At 56.2% G+C, this 20,486-nt stretch carries 16 protein-coding genes and 1 tRNA gene; 11 read left to right on the top strand and 6 right to left on the bottom strand.

All coding sequences use genetic code 11. The features are described 5' to 3' along the window. The first annotated feature begins 30 nt into the window (after positions 1-30). Complete coding sequence (locus tag J3349_RS10550) at positions 31-1,710, top strand: Na+/H+ antiporter NhaC family protein (protein ID WP_207677387.1); 1,680 nt, start codon at positions 31-33, stop codon at positions 1,708-1,710. 99 nt (positions 1,711-1,809) lie between these two features. Further along, positions 1,810-2,295, top strand: a complete 486-nt coding sequence (locus tag J3349_RS10555) for a MarR family transcriptional regulator (protein WP_158395732.1) — start codon at positions 1,810-1,812, stop codon at positions 2,293-2,295. A gap of 64 nt (positions 2,296-2,359) precedes the next feature. Here the strand turns inward: J3349_RS10555 and J3349_RS10560 are convergent, their stop codons facing one another. From J3349_RS10560 to J3349_RS10575, 4 genes are all read right to left on the bottom strand, one after another. Beyond that, positions 2,360-2,773 carry an EamA family transporter gene (locus J3349_RS10560; protein ID WP_158395731.1) on the bottom strand — a complete coding sequence of 138 codons (414 nt, stop codon included), beginning with the start codon at positions 2,771-2,773 and terminating at the stop codon, positions 2,360-2,362. 110 nt (positions 2,774-2,883) lie between these two features. After that, positions 2,884-4,413: a tripartite tricarboxylate transporter permease gene (locus J3349_RS10565; RefSeq protein ID WP_207677388.1), complete on the bottom strand. Its 1,530-nt coding sequence runs from the start codon at positions 4,411-4,413 to the stop codon at positions 2,884-2,886. A 15-nt stretch (positions 4,414-4,428) separates the two neighbouring features. Continuing rightward, complete coding sequence (locus J3349_RS10570; protein WP_207677389.1) at positions 4,429-4,965, bottom strand: tripartite tricarboxylate transporter TctB family protein; 537 nt, start codon at positions 4,963-4,965, stop codon at positions 4,429-4,431. 82 nt (positions 4,966-5,047) lie between these two features. Further along, positions 5,048-6,094, bottom strand: coding sequence for a tripartite tricarboxylate transporter substrate binding protein (locus J3349_RS10575; protein WP_158395725.1), 1,047 nt, complete (start codon positions 6,092-6,094; stop codon positions 5,048-5,050). Positions 6,095-6,481: 387 nt separating this feature from the next. Between J3349_RS10575 and J3349_RS10580 the strand changes: the two genes are divergently transcribed. Genes J3349_RS10580 through J3349_RS10590 form a run of 3 tightly spaced genes read left to right on the top strand, consistent with a single transcriptional unit; the run spans position 6,482 to position 10,787 of the window. Continuing rightward, positions 6,482-7,660 carry an HD-GYP domain-containing protein gene (locus tag J3349_RS10580; RefSeq protein ID WP_207677390.1) on the top strand — a complete coding sequence of 393 codons (1,179 nt, stop codon included), beginning with the start codon at positions 6,482-6,484 and terminating at the stop codon, positions 7,658-7,660. A gap of 19 nt (positions 7,661-7,679) precedes the next feature. Next, complete coding sequence (locus J3349_RS10585) at positions 7,680-8,822, top strand: HD domain-containing phosphohydrolase (protein ID WP_207677391.1); 1,143 nt, start codon at positions 7,680-7,682, stop codon at positions 8,820-8,822. A gap of 15 nt (positions 8,823-8,837) precedes the next feature. Beyond that, positions 8,838-10,787: a DUF2971 domain-containing protein gene (locus tag J3349_RS10590; RefSeq protein WP_207677392.1), complete on the top strand. Its 1,950-nt coding sequence runs from the start codon at positions 8,838-8,840 to the stop codon at positions 10,785-10,787. Between the two features lie 62 nt (positions 10,788-10,849). Here J3349_RS10590 and J3349_RS10595 read toward each other — a convergent pair whose 3' ends face one another. Further along, entirely contained in the window at positions 10,850-12,217 is a 1,368-nt protein-coding gene (locus tag J3349_RS10595; RefSeq protein WP_207677393.1) for an MATE family efflux transporter, read from the bottom strand. A gap of 148 nt (positions 12,218-12,365) precedes the next feature. Between J3349_RS10595 and J3349_RS10600 the strand changes: the two genes are divergently transcribed. The 6 genes from J3349_RS10600 to J3349_RS10625 all read left to right on the top strand — a co-directional run bounded on the left by J3349_RS10600 (position 12,366) and on the right by J3349_RS10625 (position 19,362). Then, a tRNA-Ser gene (locus tag J3349_RS10600) sits at positions 12,366-12,457 on the top strand. 443 nt (positions 12,458-12,900) lie between these two features. After that, a complete protein-coding gene (locus tag J3349_RS10605; RefSeq protein ID WP_242699622.1) occupies positions 12,901-14,601 on the top strand; it encodes a histidine kinase in 1,701 nt (566 codons plus the stop codon). Between the two features lie 3 nt (positions 14,602-14,604). After that, the gene (locus J3349_RS10610) at positions 14,605-15,381 is read left to right on the top strand and encodes a response regulator (protein ID WP_207677395.1); all 777 of its coding nucleotides are present in this window, start codon (positions 14,605-14,607) and stop codon (positions 15,379-15,381) included. Between the two features lie 137 nt (positions 15,382-15,518). Then, positions 15,519-16,607: an extracellular solute-binding protein gene (locus J3349_RS10615; RefSeq protein ID WP_158402073.1), complete on the top strand. Its 1,089-nt coding sequence runs from the start codon at positions 15,519-15,521 to the stop codon at positions 16,605-16,607. Between the two features lie 24 nt (positions 16,608-16,631). Continuing rightward, positions 16,632-17,720 carry an ABC transporter ATP-binding protein gene (locus tag J3349_RS10620; protein WP_207677396.1) on the top strand — a complete coding sequence of 363 codons (1,089 nt, stop codon included), beginning with the start codon at positions 16,632-16,634 and terminating at the stop codon, positions 17,718-17,720. After that, positions 17,707-19,362, top strand: coding sequence for an iron ABC transporter permease (locus J3349_RS10625; RefSeq protein ID WP_207677397.1), 1,656 nt, complete (start codon positions 17,707-17,709; stop codon positions 19,360-19,362). Before J3349_RS10620 ends, J3349_RS10625 begins: the two co-directional genes overlap by 14 nt. A 293-nt stretch (positions 19,363-19,655) precedes the next feature. Here J3349_RS10625 and J3349_RS10630 read toward each other — a convergent pair whose 3' ends face one another. After that, positions 19,656-20,348 (bottom strand): alpha/beta hydrolase-fold protein, encoded by a 693-nt coding sequence (locus tag J3349_RS10630; protein ID WP_347565008.1) that lies wholly within the window; start codon positions 20,346-20,348, stop codon positions 19,656-19,658. Between the last annotated feature and the right edge of the window lie 138 nt (positions 20,349-20,486).

A 20,486-nucleotide genomic window follows, 5' to 3' on the forward strand; every position in this document is an offset into this window, starting at 1 on the left:
GCTGCAAAAAAATCAACCGAGGAGTTTATCATGAAAAAAACCAATCTCTCGTGGGTGGGTGCGTTGCTGGTGTTTGCCCTGCTGCTGTGGTGTACCGCCGCAACGCCTGGCAAAATCGACGACCCTTCCACCTACACCTGCGCCGTGTACAGCTCGGCGCTGTCCCTGCTGCCCCCTGTGATAGCCATCGTGCTGGCCCTGAACACCAAAGAGGTCTACACCTCGCTGCTGGTGGGCATCGCCACCGGCGCACTGCTCTACGCCAACGGCAATCTTGAGCTGGCGCTGACCACCCTCTTCTTCAACGAAGACGGCGGCATGGTGTCCAAGCTGTCCGATTCCAGCAACGTCGGCATCCTCGTCTTTCTGGTGATGCTGGGCATTCTGGTGGCCCTGATGAACAAGGCCGGCGGCAGCGCCGCCTTTGGCCGCTGGGCCTCCACCCACATCCACACCCGGGCGGGCGCGCAGTTCGCCACCCTGCTGCTGGGCATCCTCATCTTTGTGGACGACTACTTCAACTGCCTGACCGTCGGCTCCGTCATGCGCCCGGTCACTGACCGGCAGAAGGTCTCCCGCGCAAAGCTGGCCTACCTCATCGACGCCACCGCAGCACCCGTCTGCATCATCGCGCCGGTGTCCAGCTGGGCCGCCGCCGTCACGTCCTCTGTGCCGGAAGGCTCGGGCATCAACGGCTTTACCATGTTCCTGCGCACCATCCCTTATAACTACTACGCCATCCTCACCATGGTGATGAGCCTCTTCCTCATCTTCAGCGGCCTCGACTACGGCCCTATGAAGAAGCACGAGGATAACGCCCTGCTGGGCGACCTCTTCACCACCGACGACCGCCCCTACGGCGACGACGCGGACGACGGCAGCGACACCCGCGGCCATGTGGTGGACCTCATCGCGCCGGTGCTGGTGCTCATCGCGGCCTGCATCTTCGGCATGGTGTACACCGGCGGCTTCTTTGAGGGCGTGGACTTCGTCACCGCTTTTGCCAACTGCAGCGCCTCCATGGGCCTCGTGCTGGGCAGCGCCATTGCGCTGATGTTCACCTTCGTGTTTTACCGGGTGCGGGGCGTCATGACCTTTCAGGACTTCGCCGCCTGCATCCCCGAGGGCTTCAAGGCCATGGTCAGCCCCATGCTCATTCTGACGCTGGCATGGACGCTTTCCGGCATGACCGGCCTGCTGGGCGCAAAATACTACGTCGCAAGCCTGCTCAGCGGCTCTGCAGCGGCTCTGCAGTACCTGCTGCCCATCATCATCTTTGTGGTGGCGGTCTTCCTCGCCTTTGCCACCGGCACGTCCTGGGGTACTTTCTCGATTCTGGTCCCCATCGTCTGCCATGCGTTCCCGGAGGGTGAGATGCTGGTGGTCTCCATCGCCGCCTGCCTGTCCGGCGCGGTCTGCGGCGACCACTGCTCGCCCATCTCCGACACCACCATCATGGCCTCTGCCGGCGCGCATTGCAGCCACGTGAACCATGTCTCCACCCAGCTGCCCTACGCCATGACCGCCGCCGCCATCTCGGCGGGCTGCTATCTGCTCTGCGGCGCAGCACAGGCTGTCCTCGGCGATGCCGCCAACACCCTGACCTCCTTCGTGCTGCTGGCCTGTGCCATCGTCATCGAACTCGTCGTGCTCAGCATCGTCAAGGCGCGGATGGGCCATACTGGGAAGGAAGAAGTCACAAAATCTTAACGGAATCGTAGATTTTTGTCTTCCCCTCCGGCGCAAATCATGGTATACTTATCAAAAGAGTAAATTTTTTGAGCTATTTGCTCACTGGAGGAAAACCCCATGCTGGAAGAAGTCTTTCAGGACGTCTATACAAAGTTCAAGCTGCATTTTTATCAGAATGTATTTCAGCGCTTTGCCACCCGCGAAGCCACGCTGACTACGGTGGAGTCCTTCTGCATGGAGGGCATCATGGCGATGGGGGAGCCCACCATTGCGGAGTTTTCCCGCATGATGGGCATCTCCACCCCCAACGCGGCTTATAAAATCGGCAGCCTCGTCAAAAAGGGCTATGTGGAGAAGATCCAGTCCACCACCGACCGCCGCGAATACTTCCTGCGCCCCACCCAGAAATACATCGATTACTACAGCATCAGCTATTCTTACCTGCACACGGTCATCGAGCGTGTGCGCAAGCGCTTCCCGGCTGAGGACTGCGACAAGATGGAGCAGATGCTCTCGGTCATCAGCACCGAGCTGATGCCGGAGCTGGATATGCTGGCCAAGTGCCGCCACCCTGAGGCTCCGGCAGAAGATACCACCCACTGACAAGCACAAAAGGCCCTCCCAGGCAAACCCGGGAGGGCCTTTTGTTTGCAGGGAGCTTACCCTCTTACAGCACCATAAACAGGGTGCCGGCGGCGACGAGGGCGCAGCCCACCATACTTTTGGCGGTAAAGGGCTCGTGGAGGAACACAAAGGCCAGCACCAGGGTGATCACCACGCTGAGCTTGTCGATGGACACCACCTGAGAGGCCCGGCCAAGCTGCAGGGCCCGGTAGTAGCACAGCCAGGACGCCCCGGTGGCCAGCCCCGATAGGATGAGGAAGAGCCAACTCCGGCGGCTGATCTCCCCCATGCCCCCCTGGGCCCGGGTGAGGAACACCATGCCCCAGCTCATGGCCAGCACCACCACGGTGCGGATGGCGGTGGCCAGAGTGGAGTTGACCCCCTCGATGCCCACCTTGGCCAGGATCGAGGTAAGGGCCGCAAACAGGGCCGAGCCCAGTGCAAATACAAACCACATAAACAGACCTCCGTTTTTGCTGCCCAAAGCGAAGTGCGGCCGCCCCGACGGAACGGGACAGCCGCAGCTTCATGGGAATGTAACAGACAGAGCTTGTCAGGATGTTGAGCTTATGCCTTCTCCTGTGCAGCGTTTGCAGCGGCACGCTTGTTGATCTTGCTCTGGTTGTAGACAGAGTAGACGATGACCAGAATAGCGACCGTTGCAAAGACCATTGCGATGGGAGAAGTGGTGATGGCGAAGAAGTTGCCGCGCTGGATGTTCATGTAGCGCACGAAGTTCTTCTCGCACATGGGTCCCAGAATGAGGGCCAGCAGGATGGGAGAAAGCGGGAACTCGTACTTGTTCATCAGCCAGCCGATGATGCCGAAGGCGACACAGACGCCCACATCAAAGGCATTCTTGTTGATGGAGAAAGCACCCAGCAGGGAGATGACGAGGATGATGGGGTAGAGCATCTTCTTCTCGACGGAGACGATCTTTGCAAAGAAGCGGACGCCCAGGCAGCCGACGACCAGCATGCAGAGGTTTGCCAGCATCAGAGCTGCGAAGACGCGGTAGACGGTGGGCAGCTCAGTGACGTACATCATGGGGCCGGGGGTGATTCCCTTCATGATGAAGGCACCCAGCAGGATGGCGGTGACGGAGTCGCCGGGGACGCCCAGAGACAGCAGGGGGATCATAGCGCCGCCGGAGCAGCCGTTGTTGGCGGACTCGGTAGCAGCAACGCCGTTGGGGATGCCGGTGCCGTACAGCTCGGGGTGCTTACTTGCAGACTTGCTGGCGCCGTAGGAGACGAAGACTGCGATGTCGCCGCCTGCGCCGGGGATGGCGCCGATGAAGGTGCCGATGAGGCCGCCGGAGAGGATGTTGGGCCAGATCCGCTTGATGGTCTTCCAATCGGGCAGGACGTTGGTGATCTTCTCGTTGGACTTCTGCTCATGCTCTTCGCCGCGGATGATGCGCTCAACGCCGGCGATGACTTCAGAGACAGCGAACAGACCGATCAGAGTGGGGATGAACTGGAAGCCATCCAGCAGGCCGGTCTGCTTGGTGGTGATGAAGCGGGGGATGCCGTTGGTGGGGTCGAGGCCGACGGTGCAGAGCAGCATACCGAAGAAGGCGCTGATGAGGCCCTTGGCCACAGACTTGCCGGAAATTGCGACGATGACAGACAGACCGAAGACGGCCAGCATGAACATCTCGCCGGGGCCGAAGTTCATGGCCATATCAGCGACCAGCGGAGACAGGAAGGTCATGACCAGTGCGCCGATGACGCCGCCGCAGAAGGAGGCGAACATGGCAACGGACAGTGCCTTGCCAGCCTGACCTTTCTTACACATGGGGTAGCCGTCCAGCAGGGTGGCGGCTGCGGCGGGCGTGCCGGGGGCGTGGATGAGGATAGCGGAAATGGAACCGCCGTACATACCGCCGCAGTAGATGCCCAGCAGCAGGCCGATGGACGGGATGAGGTCCATGCCGAAGGAGAAGGGGATGAGCAGCGCCACGCCCATGGTGGCGGTCATGCCCGGGATCGCGCCCAGCAGAACGCCGCCCAGTGCGCCGATGAAGGTCATCAGAAGGACCTCGGGGTTGGACCAGACAGTAGCATAGCTGGAAAGAAGCAGACTAAAATCCATAACTGTGCTCCCTCCTTATATCATGTCCACGAGGGTGCGCAGGAAGTTCAGCGGACCCAGCGGAATATTGACGGTAAGCACCTTGTAGAACACCAGCCACATCAGCAGCGGCACCAGAATGCTCACAAGGACCATCTGCACCCAGTTGCGCTTGCCGATGAGGAACATGATGATCATCGAGAGCACCACAGCGCACAGGATGTAGCCGCAGCTCTTGAACAGAGCAGCGAACAGCACACAGAGGAGCATAACGAGGTAAGCAGCGGCCACGCCCTTATCCTTGAGGGGATTCAGGGTGCCGACTTCGACAGCAACGGGGTCGGTGGGCTTCATGGTACCCATCAGCTTGAAGATGGACTGGATGAGCAGGACCACCGAGAAGATGAGCATACCCACGATCATGACGCGGGGGAAGGTAGAAGCCTGCACATAGGTGTTGGCCACCTCAGGGAAATTATCGGTCTGGAGCCACGCCCAGATGCCGATCGCGAGGAAAATGATGGAGCCTACCAGATTGGAGAAGGCCATCGTTTTCATTTTGTCTTTGTTCAAAAGGGGTTCCTCCTCTCTATATCTTCTCATAAAAAAGGGCAGGCATGAACTGCCTGCCCCAGCAAATACTCAGAGAGACAAATCAGAGGCCGACAGCGTCCATAGCAGCTGCGACATCGACAGCAGCCTGCTTCAGGTAGTCAGCATAGCCCTGTGCATCCAGATAGGAGATTGCCTGACCGTTGTTGTTCATGAAGGTCACGAAGTCAGGGTCCTCGATGGCAGCGGCGCAGGCCTCTTCCAGACGGGTCATGATGGCATCATCAACGCCCAGAGGAGCGGCCATACCGCGCTGGGTGTAGTAGGTGATGTCGTAGCCCTGCTCCTTACAGGTAGGAACATCGGGGAAGACGGGGTTGCGCTCTTCGTCCATGACGCCCAGGCAGATCAGGTCACCGGACTCGATGAAGCTGCGAGCTTCGGCCAGAGAGACGGTAACGCCCTGAATGAAGCCGCCGGCTGCGTTCTGGACAGCGGTAGCAGCGCCTTCCTGATAGGTGATCATCTGGATGTCGATGCCGGTAGCGCTCATCAGGTAGCCGCCAGCGATGTGCCAGACAGAAGCGTTGGAAGAACCGCCCATCTGCACCTCACCGGGGTGAGCCTTGCAGTAATCAATGAAACCGGGCAGGTCGGTGATGCCGTTGTCAGCAGCCCACTTTGCGCCGACGGTGATGGCAGCTGCGTCGGTGTTGACGCGGCACAGGGGAGCGTAATTCTCCCAGGTCAGTTCACTGGTGCCCAGCTTCTTATAGGTAGCCAGCTCGAAGGTGATCATACCAATGGTGTAGCCGTCGGTGTTGGCATCTGCGATAGCCTGATGGCCCAGGATGCCGCCGCCGCCAGTCTGGTTATCGACGGTCAGGGTGACGCCCAGGTTCTTGCCCATAGCCTCGCAGAATGCGCGCAGGCAGGAGTCCGTGCCGCCGCCTGCAGACCAGGGGCAGATGACGGAAATACCCTTGGTGGGGTAGTCGGTGGACTTGCCGCCAGCAGCGGTGCTGGCAGCAGTGGAAGCTGCAGTAGAGGTGGCAGTGCTGCTGGAAGAACCGCCGCAGGCGGTCAGAACGCCAGCTGCACCCACAGCAGCAGAAGCTGCGAGGAAGTCACGACGAGAGATCTTTTTCATTTCTTGTTACCTCCGATTCACGTTGCGTTTATCCGTATTATGGCAGCGCCGTGCTTTGCTCACGGCAACATTCCTTCCGCATACGGGTCGCCTTTGGATATTATGATAACGCATATTTTCTCATCCCGCAATTAGATTCAAGCACAAATTTTTCAGGCAATGTTTGTACAAAGTGACCCGTTTGATTAGTTTTTGAAGCCTTCCGCAAGCCTTCCTTTCGATTCCTAGCTCTTATACCCAAAATTCTTTGCTGATGTATTTTTGATGCATACAGTCATTCTGAAATTCCATCTGTTCATCGTCCAGATTTCGTTGTATAATAAAAATATTGTAATATAAGATACAGCAGCCAGCCGCCCGCGCGGCCCGTTCGGAGGCGACATTTTCATGCTTTACCGCATCTGGCCCCTTCTCAAGGAAGTATATCATTACGAAAAGCATTCTACGCTGGACTCAGACTACCTGCGCCAGGTGCTGACGCTGGCTGTCGTCGTGCTTTTTGCGCTGAATTTCAGCTGCAACGGCCTCGACAAGCCCGTCGTCTTCGTCCTCACCGGGCTCACCAGCCTTGTGCTGCTGATGGTGGAGTGGCTGCTGCCCCGGGCGAAAAACGAAAAGCATCTGGTCATGTTCTCAAACACGGCCCTTATCTTCATAGGCCTGCTGCTTCTGGTCTGGAACGAGAACGACGGCTTCCAGAACCTGTGGTTCTTCCTGATGCCGGCTACTCTTTTCGTGCAGTCGGGGCTGCCCATCGGCCTGCCGTTCTGCACGGCCTACGGCCTCGCGGCCACCTGTTTTTTGTGGCTGGGTCCCCTCGTCGGCAGCACACTCTACCGCCGGGACTATGCGCTTTTCTACCCCGCAGCCTACTGGTCGTTCTGTCTGCTGATGATAACAGCGGACATCTTTTACAAACACTACCGCATCCAGCAGGAACAGAGCGAAAAAGAGATGGAACGTGAGGTCCATGCCACCATCTGCGAGGCCCGGCAGCTGATGGTGAGCTCTGTGGCCGCCATCAGCCAGATGATAGACGAAAAAGACCGCTACACCAGCGAGCACTCCCACCGGGTGGCCGAATATGCCCGCCTCATCGGGGCGCATATGGGCTTCGCCGGCGAGGAGCTGGACAGCCTCTACCGGAGCGCCCTGCTCCATGACATCGGAAAGATCGCCGTGCCGGACGCCATCCTCAACAAACCCTCCCGGCTGACGGACGAGGAGTTCGACATCATGAAGCAGCACACCGTCTGGGGCCGAAAAATTCTCGAGGGGCTGGAATTTCTGCCTCAGGCCGACTGCGGTGCCAGCTACCACCACGAGCGGTTCGACGGCAAAGGCTACCCCGCCGGGCTGAAAGGCGGGCAGCTGCCGGAGATGGTCTGGATCATCAGCGTCGCCGATGCGCTGGACGCCATGGGCTCCGACCGGTGCTACCGCGGCCACTGCGACAGGGACTACATCATCGGAGAGTTCCGGAAATTGAGCGGGACGCAGTTCGAGCCTGCGGCGGTCAAGGCCGTGGTGGAGCTGCTGGAAAGCGGAGAGATAGCGGTGCCGTGACGCGCCAAAAGGATGTTTTATGAACAAGGATACGCTTGAACGACTGCGCGAGACGGTACTCGTCCCCCATGGCGACCCGCAGCTGGTCCTCTACACCAAGCTCGTCGTGGGTCTGCTCTGGCTGGTACATCTGCCGCTGGGGTTTCTGTACGGCGCGCCGCTGCCGTTTTATCTTCTGCTGGGCGGCATGATGCTTCTGGACGGCGTCAACCTCTTTCTGTCCCGCCGCAGTGCCAGCCGGGCGCGGGAGCTGGGTGCAGCGCTGGCGTTTCTGGCCGGCAGCGCCCTGCTTTTCCAGAAGGCTTATGTGGGGTATTTCAGCTGGTTTTTCCTGCTGATATTCTCCTTTTCCTGCACCTTCGCGCTGGGCCTCGTGGACGGCACTTTTATCAACCTTCTGGGCTTTCTCTGGGTGATGGCCTGCCTGCGCGGCGGGCTCATCCCCGACCCCGCCGCCCTCTACGGCGAGAGCTTCGTGCGCCGTTTCCCGTTCCTTTATATCTGCATCCTCGGGGTGGCCTACATCATCATGTTCTCCATCCAGCGCTACTGGGTGGACAAGGCCAAACGCCATCTTTTATTGCAGCAGCGCATCGACGCGGAGAAGGGCAAACTCTCGGAGATGTCGCTGAAGGTCATCACGGCCATGTACAGCGCCCTCAGCTCCAAGATCCCCGAAATCGACCTCCACTGCCAGCAGACTGCGGAGCTGACGCAGGAGATGGCCCGCCGGATGGGTCTGGATGAGGCCGCCTGCCGGGACGGCTACTATGCGGGCCTTCTGCACGAGGTCGGCACCGTGGGCCTGCCCGATGATGTGGTATTGCAGCGGAACATCACCGAGGAGCAGTACCAGCTCTACAAGACCTATGTAGAGCGGGGCTGCCGCATCATTCAGGAACTCCAAATCGTAGACCGGGTGGCCGAGACCGTGCGGTATCACCGCGAAAATTACGACGGCACCGGCTACCTTGAGGGGCTGCAGGGCGAGGCCATCCCGCTGCTGTCCCGCATCCTCGCTGTGGCCGACTTCACCGACCGCCACCGCCGCCGGGGCGAGACGGACGCCCAAATCGCCGCGGCCCTCCGCGAGTGTGCCGGACATGCGTTCGACCCACAGTGCGTGGAAGTCATGTGCGGAATGCTCACTGAAAGGACGTAAAAAGGAGGATGCTCCATGCCGGACGAAAAGATGAAATATCCACTGCTGGAATTCGAATATGATAAAAAGCTTTATGAGGAGCTTTTGACGCTGAATCCGCATCCGGAGTTTATGGATAGGGTCAGCATCGTGACAGAGGATTATGAGCACGATGATTTCGGGAGTCTTCCCGGTGATGAGAAAAATGCTCTCGGCCACGCAGCAGGTGTTTTATGGAAGATTCAAAAATACGGGCTGTCCTTTTCGGATGAAGAAAGCAAAACCATCCGAACGAGAAAACGCTCACATACAAAAAAGCCAGACCTGTTGTTATTCGTAAACGATTTGGAAAATGATTTTTATAATTACTGTGCTTGCATCAAACATGGCCTCGGAAACAAAGCTGACCTGTGTGCGCTAACGGAGGCTTTGCTCTGCTACGGCTGCGAAGATACTGTATGGGAAGAAGTCACAGAATGGCATACCGCTGTGAGCGAGAATAAAAACTTTGCCAAATCAACATTTCTTCCCAACTTTGACAGACTCTATATCCGACAGGCAGACCGTTTTTTGTTTCTGGAGCTCAATACTGAGGAAGCCCTGAAGTTTTACGGGCTGGCGGCCCTGTCGTGGAAGATCGACCCTGCCGGAAAGCCGGCGAAAGACTTCAATGACAGCTATTTCATTTCTTTTTCACGCCAGTATGAGCTTTACACCCGTATCCTGAAGGGCGCCCCCTATCCCTACAGCGTTTCTTCCGATTCGCCGACCTATTTTCAACGGTACAATCGTATCATCGACCCGGAAGCTTCGGCTGCTTCCCGCGCGAAAAATCTGGATGCATTTCTTGCGGCCATTAAGGAAGTGCTGGACACACCCAACCCTCGGCGGCTCCACCGGAACCGTCTGGCACTGCTGATGTTCATCGTCATAACGAGAAAGCGTCTCCTCCCTGAGCTTGCCCGTCTTTATGATGACCCTGACAGGGAGCGCTGGGAAGTCGCTATCATGGAAAAATCCCGCCTGCTTGAGGATACCGGTTACTCTATTCTTTCTCGCTATGCAGCGCATATGACATGGAAGTCGGGGATATGGTGCTTCGACTCTTATCTGAGGCTGGCAAAAGCTGCATATCTTTCGGAACTTCTTTTAGATGAACTGAACGCTGAGGAGGATGCGGAGGAAATCGCTTATTATACATCGGCAGAAGTTTTTTCTTATATGCTCCCCGAAAAATGTACCGAAGAGGACGACACCGCTGACCGGCTGGGGAAGCTGACGGTGATGCATCTCTCCTACATGAATGACCCAAACGAAGGTAAAACTCTGCAAAAAGCAATTTACGGCCCATCGTATGGAGCACTTCAAAAAGGCCGCAAACCTCTGGATGTTCCCTTTGTATTTGTAAAATGCTTCAGCCCCCGCATCGACTACCTGCCCATGTGGGAAATGTATGGCGACCACGCCAGAGGCTGCTGTCTTGTCATCGACTGGAAAGCATCAAAATGGATGGAAGAAGAAGCCGAGCCTGTTCTCTATCACGTCTGTTACCTTCGGAAACAGGGAAACTCGTATGTAGTCTTGAACGAAGACAATGAAAAGCTTTCCCGCTCCTGCCGCGCCATAAATTCACAGCTCCAGGAACTGCACAATGTCGCCGAGGAAATCGCAGAACAGGACCGCCGTTATCTCGATGATGTCCTAGGGAAAGTCCTCTACCTCTTCAAAGACAGCAGCTACAGCTACGAGCAGGAGCTGCGGGTCATCTACCAGACGAAGGACAACATCCTCCATACCGACAGCGACAAACCGTGGCTTTTCGTGCAGACACCTTTTCCTCTCCAATTAGACGAAGTCATTCTGGGACCGAAGTTCCCGGACGTCAGCACCCGGGTGCCTTACCTGCAGGAGCAGCTCGACCTGATGTGCGAAAAGACCGGCACGGAAAAGCCACGCATCACTCTTTCTGAAATCGACTACCGTTGACACAAAAACAGCCCGCAGGCCGGATTTTTGTCCGTCCGCGGGCTGTTTTTATTTCCTGCGAATCATACCTTCCCGGCACCCTTGTCCAGTATCTTGTCGAAGCGGGAAAAGAAGGTGATGGCTGTAATGGTCGCTGCCAGAATATCACTGACCGGCTCGGCGAGAAAGACGCCGAGGCACTTATCTGCCGTGAAGCAGGGCAGGATAAAAATCAGCGGGATAAGTAGGATGATCTTCCGCAGACAGGCCAGCAGGAGGCTGACCTTGGCCTGACCCAGCGCCATAAAACTCTGCTGGCAGGCGATCTGAACGCCCATGGCGAGGATGCCCGCCATGTAGATGCGCATGGCCCATGTGGTGTATTCGATGAGGGCGGCATCCGAGGTAAAGATGCCCGCCACCACGCCGGGGACCAGCATCATGAGCAGCCAGAACAGGGTGGTATAACCGAAGCAGAGGGTGAGCTGGAAGCGGAACGCCTCCTTGACGCGGGGCTTTTTGCCTGCGCCGAAGTTGAAGCTCATGACCGGCTGGCCGCCCTGACAGATGCCCTGAATAGGCATGGTGCAGAGCTGGGACACGCTGGTGATGACGGTCATCGCGCCCACAGCCACATCGCCGCCGTAGCGGGCGAGGCTGGAGCTGAAACTGATGGAGAGCAAACTCTCCGTCGAGAGCATGACGAAGGACGAGATGCCCAGCCCCAGCACCGGCAGGATGATGTTCCGCTCCACTTTGAGGTTTTCTTTCCGCAGCTTGAGGATGGTCTTGGGGCCGGTGAGGAACTTCAATATCCAGCAGGCACCCACGGCCTGACTGAGCACCGTCGCCACTGCCGCACCCCGGACGCCCCAGCCAAGACCAAAAATCAGGATGGGGTCGAGGATGATGTTGATGACTGCGCCGATGACCGTCGTGAGCATACTGATCTTCGCAAAGCCCTGGGTCGTGATGAAGGGGTTCATGCCCATGACCAGCAGCACGAACACCGAGCCGAGGATGTAGATGCGGCCATAGGCCACCGCATAGGGGAGAGTGGCGTCGCTGGCACCGAAGAGCCGCAGCAGGGCGGGCGCACCGGCATAGAAGCCCGCCGTCAGCACCACAGCGAAAAACAGCAGCATGGTAAAGCTGTTGCCGATGATTTTTTCGGCCTCGTCTTTATTGTCCTGTCCCAGCGCGATGGCCGTGCGGGGCGCACCGCCCGCGCCGATGAGCATGGCGAAGGCGTTCAGGAGCATAAGGATCGGCGCAAACAGACCCACGCCCGTCAGCGCCGCCGCACCGATGCCCTCGATGTGGCCGATGTAAATGCGGTCTACGATGTTATAGAGCAGATTGACCACCTGCGCCACCACGGCGGGTATCATCAACTGCAAAAGCAGGGGCTTGACTGGCCCGCTGCCCATATCCTGTCGATTCTGTGCCATAGGTTCTCCTTTGAGTGTATACTTCAAATTTGAAATAAATATAGCACACCCCGTTCTGCCTGTCAAGCACAAGGGAAAGGGCTTTTTGTATTTCCAGTTGACGGAAAGGCGGGATTTTGCTATAATAATTAAGCCGTATTGTGAATATGGAGCATTACTCAAGTGGTCGTAAGAGGTCGCACTCGAAATGCGATAGGCCGGGAGACCGGTGCCAGGGTTCGACTCCCTGATGCTCCGCCAAATCGAATGGACAGATGAATTTTATTCGTCTGTCCATTCTTTTTTGCCGGAACATCGCCCATCCCCCCCTGTCTTTGGGGCGTATGGCATCATGCTGACGCATTGCCATAGCCCAGCCCCTCCATCATCGCCTGTGCAGACGAAAGCTTTCAGAATATCCTGTGCACACTGTGCATACCTGCTTGCTTCGGCAGGGTCAGCCTTTTTCTCAGTCTCTTTGTTTCATGGCAGTCATGGGCCTTGGCATCAAGCAGGGCGAAACCATCACCGTTACGGTTGAGGGTGATGATGAAACTGCCCGGAACGATAGGAGAAGGTCGTTCCGAGCAGTTTTTTTGTGTTATGCAATAAAAATGACAGCAACACGCCCGTTGACTCATCTGATTCAAGGCATTATAATCGAAGTATGGCAAAGTTTGTCGAAGAGCAGGAGCGAAAAAAGTATGGATCACAGTCACCCCGATCGCACCTACAAAAAGAGCCGCTTTCAGCAGGAGCTGGAGCAGAGCGTCTCCCGTAAGCTGATCTCAAGCTTGCTGCTGGGATGTCTTTTGTTCTGCATTGCAATCGCTGCTGTGAATGCTCTCAACCAGAACGCCCGGCGGGAAGACCATCTGGAGAGTGTCGCCGCCACCTTCCATGAGGTGTACAATAACACGTCAGCCTTTCTGCTGGACGCTGGACACACTGAGCTGTTCCTCTCCGAGCTGCGGAATGATCAGGACAACCTGCGTTATCTTATCAGCCATTACAACGTCTCGGCTCTTGTGGAGATACAGCTCATCCTTACCGACTCCAAGGGAAATGTTCGGTTCACAACCTTTTCGGAGGGAGAGATGAATCTCCATCGGCAGGAATTTAACGGCATCGCCGTGGACAACGCCTGCCATCTTATGCGGACCGTCTACACCACGGTCTACCACTTCCGAGCCAACAGCTCAGAATACGTTATGATACATCCGCTCTACCGGGATGGCGAATATCAGGGTGCTGCGGCAGTCTATCTGAATGAGAACGACTGGACAAAACTGTTCAGCCAGTACCAGTACGATGCCATCCTCACCAAATCCAACGGTGATGTCATTACCTGTTCAAACTCCTCCTTCCTCTCCCAGAAGAACGCTAACAAGTATCTGCCCGCCGATGCGGCGCAGTATGTGCGAGTGAACGGGAACCGCTATCTGCGCAGCAGCCGCTCGCTGGAAAACGGCACGGTGTTGGCTTACTCCTTCATCTACTCGCCCACGAATTACAGTTATCTTTTCGTGGGGCTGCTCCTGATCGTACTGCTGGGACTGAGTTGGGCGGCAATGTTCGCCCGTATCATGCACGCTATGACTGAGCAGATGGTAAAGTCGGTGGACACCCTCGTGCGGGAGATCCGCATCATCCGCAAGGAGGACCCTGATCACATCATCGAGATCGACACCGGCGATGAGATCGAGGAGATCGCCCGTCAGGTCAACAAGATGGTTCGCAGCATTCAAGAGCTGAGCCAGCGCAACATCGCTCTTGCCGAAGTGAACAACCGGATGGAGATGCAGAATCTTCAGGCGCAGATCAATCCCCACTTTATTTATAATACGCTGGACAATATCCGCTATCTTATCCCGACAGACCCCCAGCGAGCCCAGCAGCTGATCGGACGGTTTATCGGCATCCTGCGCTACAGCATCAACAACACAAAGCACAATGTCCCTGTTAAAGATGATCTGAAATATCTGCAGGATTACCTTGTGATCCAGTCCACCCGCTTCGGTGCAAATTTCTCCTACGAGATCGACATCGACGACGCCTGCATGGAGTTCATCATCCCGAAGCTGCTTTTACAGCCCTTGCTGGAAAACAGCATCAAATATGGATTCCAGAAGAAGCCACGTATCCATATAAGGGTACGGGGCTGGCTGGGGGAGGATGCGCTCTATTTCACGGTAGAGGATAACGGCGGAGGCGTGGACGAGACAATGCTGGAACAGCTGCGAGACATCCTGCGCTCGGATGAAGTGAACATCGAGCACAATGGTCTGCAGAACATCAACCGTCGCATCTGGCTGGGCTACGGCGGTGACAGCGGACTGACCATCGACAGCACCGAGGGCGAAGGCTTCACTGTGAAACTCAAGCTCCGGCTGGGAGGAATGTAAACCATGTATCGCGTTCTACTGGTAGAAGATGAAGAGATCATCCGCAAGGGCATTCGTTACTCGGTACCGTGGGAGGAGTGCGGCTGCTCGGTGGTGGGCGAGGCAGAGAATGGGGCAGTAGGTGAAGAAAAGATCGCTGAACTGCAGCCTGACATTGTCATTACCGACATTACCATGCCGGTAAAAAACGGTCTTGAGATGATCGCCGACACCCGGGAGAAATTCAACTATATTGCCATCATCCTGACAGGCTACTCGGAGTTCGAGTACGCCCAGCAGGCTATCCGGAACGGCGTATCGGATTATGTGCTCAAACCCCTCGACATGGACGAGATGCGTACTGCGCTGGAGAAGGCTGTCCGCCTTGCAGGGGATAACCAGTACCTCCAACAGCGGGAGGACGAGGCAGAGGCCGTCCGCAGCCGGACAGCTCTGCCGCCATTAAGCGAAGATAAGGTCACTGACCCGCTGGTGCTGCGCATCGTAGCCTATCTGAAAGAGAATTACCAAAGCAAGATAACACTTGCTGACCTTCAGGAACAGTTCCACTACTCGGAACGGTACATCAACCAGAAGTTTCAAAAAGAGCTTGGCACAACGGTCATTGACTACCTCAACCGCTGCCGTATTCAGAACGCTCTGGAACTTATCCGGAAAGGAAAACTGCCCATCTCCCAAATCGGCTGGGAGTGCGGCATTGGTGAGTACAAATATTTTAACCACGTTTTCAAAAAATACATAGGCTGCTCGGTGCGGGAGTACCAGAGCACCTTGAAATAAGTGTCTAGGAAAAAATACCGAACAGCCGCTGTTCGGTATTTTTTCCATTTGTTCTGCAATTTGAGTATTATTTTTGTGCTATAAGCATTAAAATGGGACTATCGAAAGGTTTCAGGTAAAAAATGGAGGTTTTTACTATGAAAAAGATTTCTCGTCGTTCGTTCCTGATGGCTACCGGTGTTATCGCAGCTTCTGCTGCTCTGAGCGCTTGCGGCGGCTCCTCCGCCAGCACCTCTTCTGCCGGTTCTACCGCTGCTTCCACTGCCGCTTCTGGTACTGCTGCACAGGGCGGCGGCGACCTCGTGATCTACTCGCCCAACTCTGAGGGCCTGCTGAACGCCACCATTCCTCTGTTTGAGGAGAAATACGGCGTCAACGTCGAGCTGATTCAGGCCGGCACCGGCGAACTGGTCAAGCGTATCCAGTCCGAGAAGAACGATCCCTACGCAGATGTCCTGTTCGGCGGCTCCTGGTCGCTGATGTACACCAACGAGGATCTGTGGGAGCCGTATGTTTCCGCCAATGATGCAAACGTCATCGACGCCTACAAGAACAAGTGCGGCTTCATCACCGGCAATGTGCTGGACGGCAGCGTCCTCATCGTCAACACCGACCTCATCGGTGACATCAAGATCGAGGGCTACGAAGATCTGCTGAACCCGGCCCTGAAGGGTAAAATCGCCACTGCCGACCCCGCCAACTCCTCTTCCGCTTTCGCACACCTGACCAATATGCTGCTTGCAATGGGCGGCTACGAGGACGATAAGGCATGGCAGTACGTCCACGACCTGTTTGAGAATGTGGACGGCAAGATCTGCGAAAGCTCCAGCGGCGTTTACAAGGGAGTTGCCGATGGCGAGTATGTGGTGGGTCTGTCCTATGAGGATCCCTGTGCTCAGCTGGTTCTGGACGGCGCACCTGTCAAGATCGTTTACATGAAGGAAGGTACTGTCTTCCTTCCTGCTTCCGCCACCATCATCAAGGGCGCAAAGAACATGGACAATGCCAAACTGTTCATTGACTTCATCCTGAGCGAGGAAGTCCAGAACATCTGGGGCAGCACCCTGACCAACCGTCCTGTTATGAAGGATGCTGCCACCAACGATGCCATGACCCCGATGGCAGACATCAATGTCATCGAGGAGGACATTCCCTACGTCAGCGCCCACAAGTCAGAGCTGGTGGACAAGTACACTGAGATCTTCACCGATCTGCAGAGCAAGTAATTCAAAGGGCAGCAGGAGGCTAGTATGAGCAGAATATCAGTCAAAGACGCAGTAAAGCGCTACGGGAATAATACGGTCATCCCGGACCTGAATCTGGAGATCGGAGATGGTGAGCTGTTCACCCTGCTGGGTCCCTCCGGCTGCGGCAAGACCACCCTTCTCCGTATGATCGCAGGCTTCAACTCCATTGAGGGCGGCGACATCTTCTTCAACGAGAAGCGCATCAACGATATGGACCCCAGCAAGCGCAACATCGGCATGGTGTTCCAGAACTATGCCATCTTCCCGAACCTCTCCGTCCGGGACAATGTGGCATTCGGTCTGAAAAACCGCAAGGTGGACAAGGCCGAGATCAAGAAGCGGACGGATGAGTTTCTGAACCTGATGCAGATCATGCAGTATGCCGACCGGATGCCCAACCAGCTTTCCGGCGGTCAGCAGCAGCGTATTGCACTGGCTCGCGCACTGGTTATCTCGCCGGATGTGCTGCTGATGGACGAGCCGCTTTCCAATCTGGACGCAAAGCTCCGTGTCGAAATGCGCAGCGTCATCCGCCACACCCAGAAGAGCGTTGGCATCACCACCGTGTATGTCACCCACGATCAGGAAGAGGCAATGGCCATCAGCGACCGTATCGCCGTTATGAAGGACGGCGTCATCCAGCACGTTGGCACTCCCCGCGACATCTACCAGCGCCCGAAGAATGTCTTCGTTGCCACCTTTATCGGTCGCACCAACATCGTGAATGCCCACGTCAAGGACGGCATCATCACCTTTGCCGACGGCTACCATGAGCACATCGACGCTCTGGACAAGGCTGCCGAGCAGGATGTGCGCTGTTCCATCCGCCCGGAGGAATTCATTATCTGCAAGGACGGCACCGATGGCATCCACGGCACCGTGCAGGAATGCACCTACCTCGGTCTCAACACCCACTACACCATTGACACCGATCAGGGCGACTCGGTGGAGATCGTAGAGGAGTCCTCCATTGGCGAGGGTCTCAAGAAGGGCGAGAAGGTGCTGCTGAAGGTCAAGAAAGAGAAGATCAACGTCTTTACCAAGGACGGCGATACCAATCTCATCAGGAGCGACGCTTATGAAAAACAATAATAAGTTCCGTCTTGATGTCTGGGGAGCCATTACGCTGGGGACCATCGCACTCTATGCACTGTTCCTGCTTTACCCGATGGCATACCTGATCCGCCAGTCTGTACTGGACCCCGACACCGGCAGCTTCACGCTGGCTTATTTCACGAAGTTCTTTTCCAAGAGCTACTATTTCGATACCCTGATCAACAGCTTCAAGGTGTCCATCACAGCGACGGTGCTCTCCATCGCCATTGGCACCCCACTGGCATACCTGTTCACGATTTTTAAGATCAAGGGCAAGTCAGTGCTGAATATCCTCATTGTGGTGGCATCTATGTCGGCTCCCTTCATCGGTGCCTACTCATGGATCCTGCTGCTGGGTCGCAGCGGTATCATTACCACCTTCTTCAAAAACCTCGGCATCGCCATCCCGGACATCTACGGCTTCGGCGGCATCGTGCTGGTCATGACGCTCCAGCTGTTCCCGCTGGTGTTCCTCTACGCCAAGGGTGCACTGAAGAACATCGACAACTCCCTCATCGAGGCGGCTGAAAACCTCGGATGCTCTGGCATTGCCTGCTTCTTCAAAGTGGTCGTGCCCCTGATCATGCCCACCCTGCTGGCTGCGGCTCTGCTGGTGTTCATGCGATCCTTTGCAGACTTCGGCACCCCGATGCTGATCGGTGAGGGCTACCGTACCTTCCCTGTTGTCCTTTACACCGAGTTCATCAACGAGGTGGGCGGCAGCGACGGCTTTGCAGCCGCTATCGCCGTCATCGCTATCGTCATCACCACGCTGGTGTTCCTCGTCCAGAAGTACGTTTCCAACAAGAACGCCTTCGCTCTGAACAGTATGCACCCCGTGGAGGAGCGGGAGGCTCGCAAGGGCATCAACGCTCTGGTGCATCTGGTCGTCTACCTTGTAGTGGGCATCGCCATCATGCCGCAGGCCTACGTCATCTACACCTCGTTCAAGAACACGCAGGGTAAGATCTTCGTGGACGGCTACTCGCTGCAGAGCTACCAGACCGCCATCGGCAAGCTGGGTCGCAGCATTCAGAATACCATCATCATCCCCCTGTTGGCACTGGTCGTCATCGTGCTGCTGGCTGTTCTCATCGCTTATCTGGTGGTGCGCCGCCGCAATGCCCTGACCAACGTGGTGGACATCCTCTCGATGATCCCCTACATCGTGCCCGGCACGGTCCTTGGCATCGCACTGCTCATCGGCTTCAATAAGCCCCCGCTCCTCATCAGCGGCACCATGCTCATCATGGTAGTAGCCCTCATCATCCGGCGTCTGCCCTATACCATCCGCTCGTCGGTGGCTATCCTGCAGCAGATCCCCATGAGCATTGAGGAAGCTGCTATCTCGCTGGGCGCTTCCAAGATGACGGCATTCTTCCGCATCACGGTTCCCATGATGGCTTCCGGCATCATCTCTGGTGCTATCCTGAGCTGGGTCACCATGATCAGTGAACTGTCCACCGCCATCATCCTGTATACTGGCAAGACCAAGACCCTGACGGTAGCAATCTATACCGAGGTCATCCGCGGCAACTACGGCACTGCAGCCGCATTGTCCACCATTATGACCATCCTCACCGTCATTTCTCTGCTGGCTTTCAGCAAGCTCAATGGCGGAAAGGATATCAGCCTTTAAGTAATCCCTCGTTCTCCTTCAATCACTGAGTTTCCAAACCGGGCTGTTTCTCAGCAATGCAAATAGCCCCCAACGGAAAAATGAGACAGGCTTCCCGAAAGGTGGGTCGCCTGTCTCATTTTTGTTGTAAGTTGGACGCTTGGGGACTTTAGACCTTTGCAGTCCCGAAAAACCGTGCCGATCCTGTACGGTTTAGAACATTTTGATGACCCACAGGATCAGGATAACAGGAACATCAAACTGCTTTGCGATCTGCAATGTCAGGTCCACCACCGGGCAGCCGTCTGCATCAATCAAAATGGTCCTGTATGTTCCTCCATCGCCCAGCGAAATGCTTTCGCCGTGCGCAGGTCAGCGTTTTTGAAATGCCCGCCGCTGTTCCATTCAAGGGTGCAGTTTGCGCCACGCTCTGTAAGCCGGCTGTGCAGGGCGCGGATTCCATCGCCCACCGCAGCCATGACGGTGTTTTTCGTGCGCTCTTCCTTGTCACCAAGGCTCAGATAAACGTGCTGTGCCTGCATCGGGTGCTGCTGTTCAAACTCCATCCAACCCGGAAACCACACAGAGGGAGAAGCGGCGGCGACACCGTAGAACAAATCGGTCTGGGTGGATGCCCACAAAGCAAACAGCCCGGCCAGCGAGTAGCCGCCCAGAATGATTTTGACGTTTTCCGGGAGAGGATACCGCTGCTCCAGTGTGGGGATGACCTGCTCCGTCAGAAAGCGCAGGGTGTCCCCAGCATTGCCGCCGAAACCCTGCTTTCCCCACACAGCAGGGGCTTCCCACGGAGAAAGTGCATCGTTCCAGTTTTCCACCGGAATGGCTGCAAACAGATACTTTCGGTTGCTTTGTGCAATAGCAGCCACTTCGTCATCCATGCTTTGCAACTCGTGTTCGCCGGTCATTTGGAGCAGCAGGTATTCTGCATGAGCTTCGCCGTAAATGCGGCAAGGTCGGTTCCTGATCAGCATTGTCTGTGCGCTCATTGCGGCATCCTCCCGAAAAGATTTTGATAAGTCCAGTATAGCAACCGAAAAATCATTTTGCAATTCAAAAGGCGTTCATAGCCGTAGACCAATTAAGCAAAGTCAATAGCACAGGTAGCCAATAAGAACGAAATCGAA

Origin of the sequence: Faecalibacterium sp. Marseille-P9590 (assembly GCF_017377665.1) — a bacterium.
Lineage (GTDB): Bacteria > Bacillota > Clostridia > Oscillospirales > Ruminococcaceae > Faecalibacterium.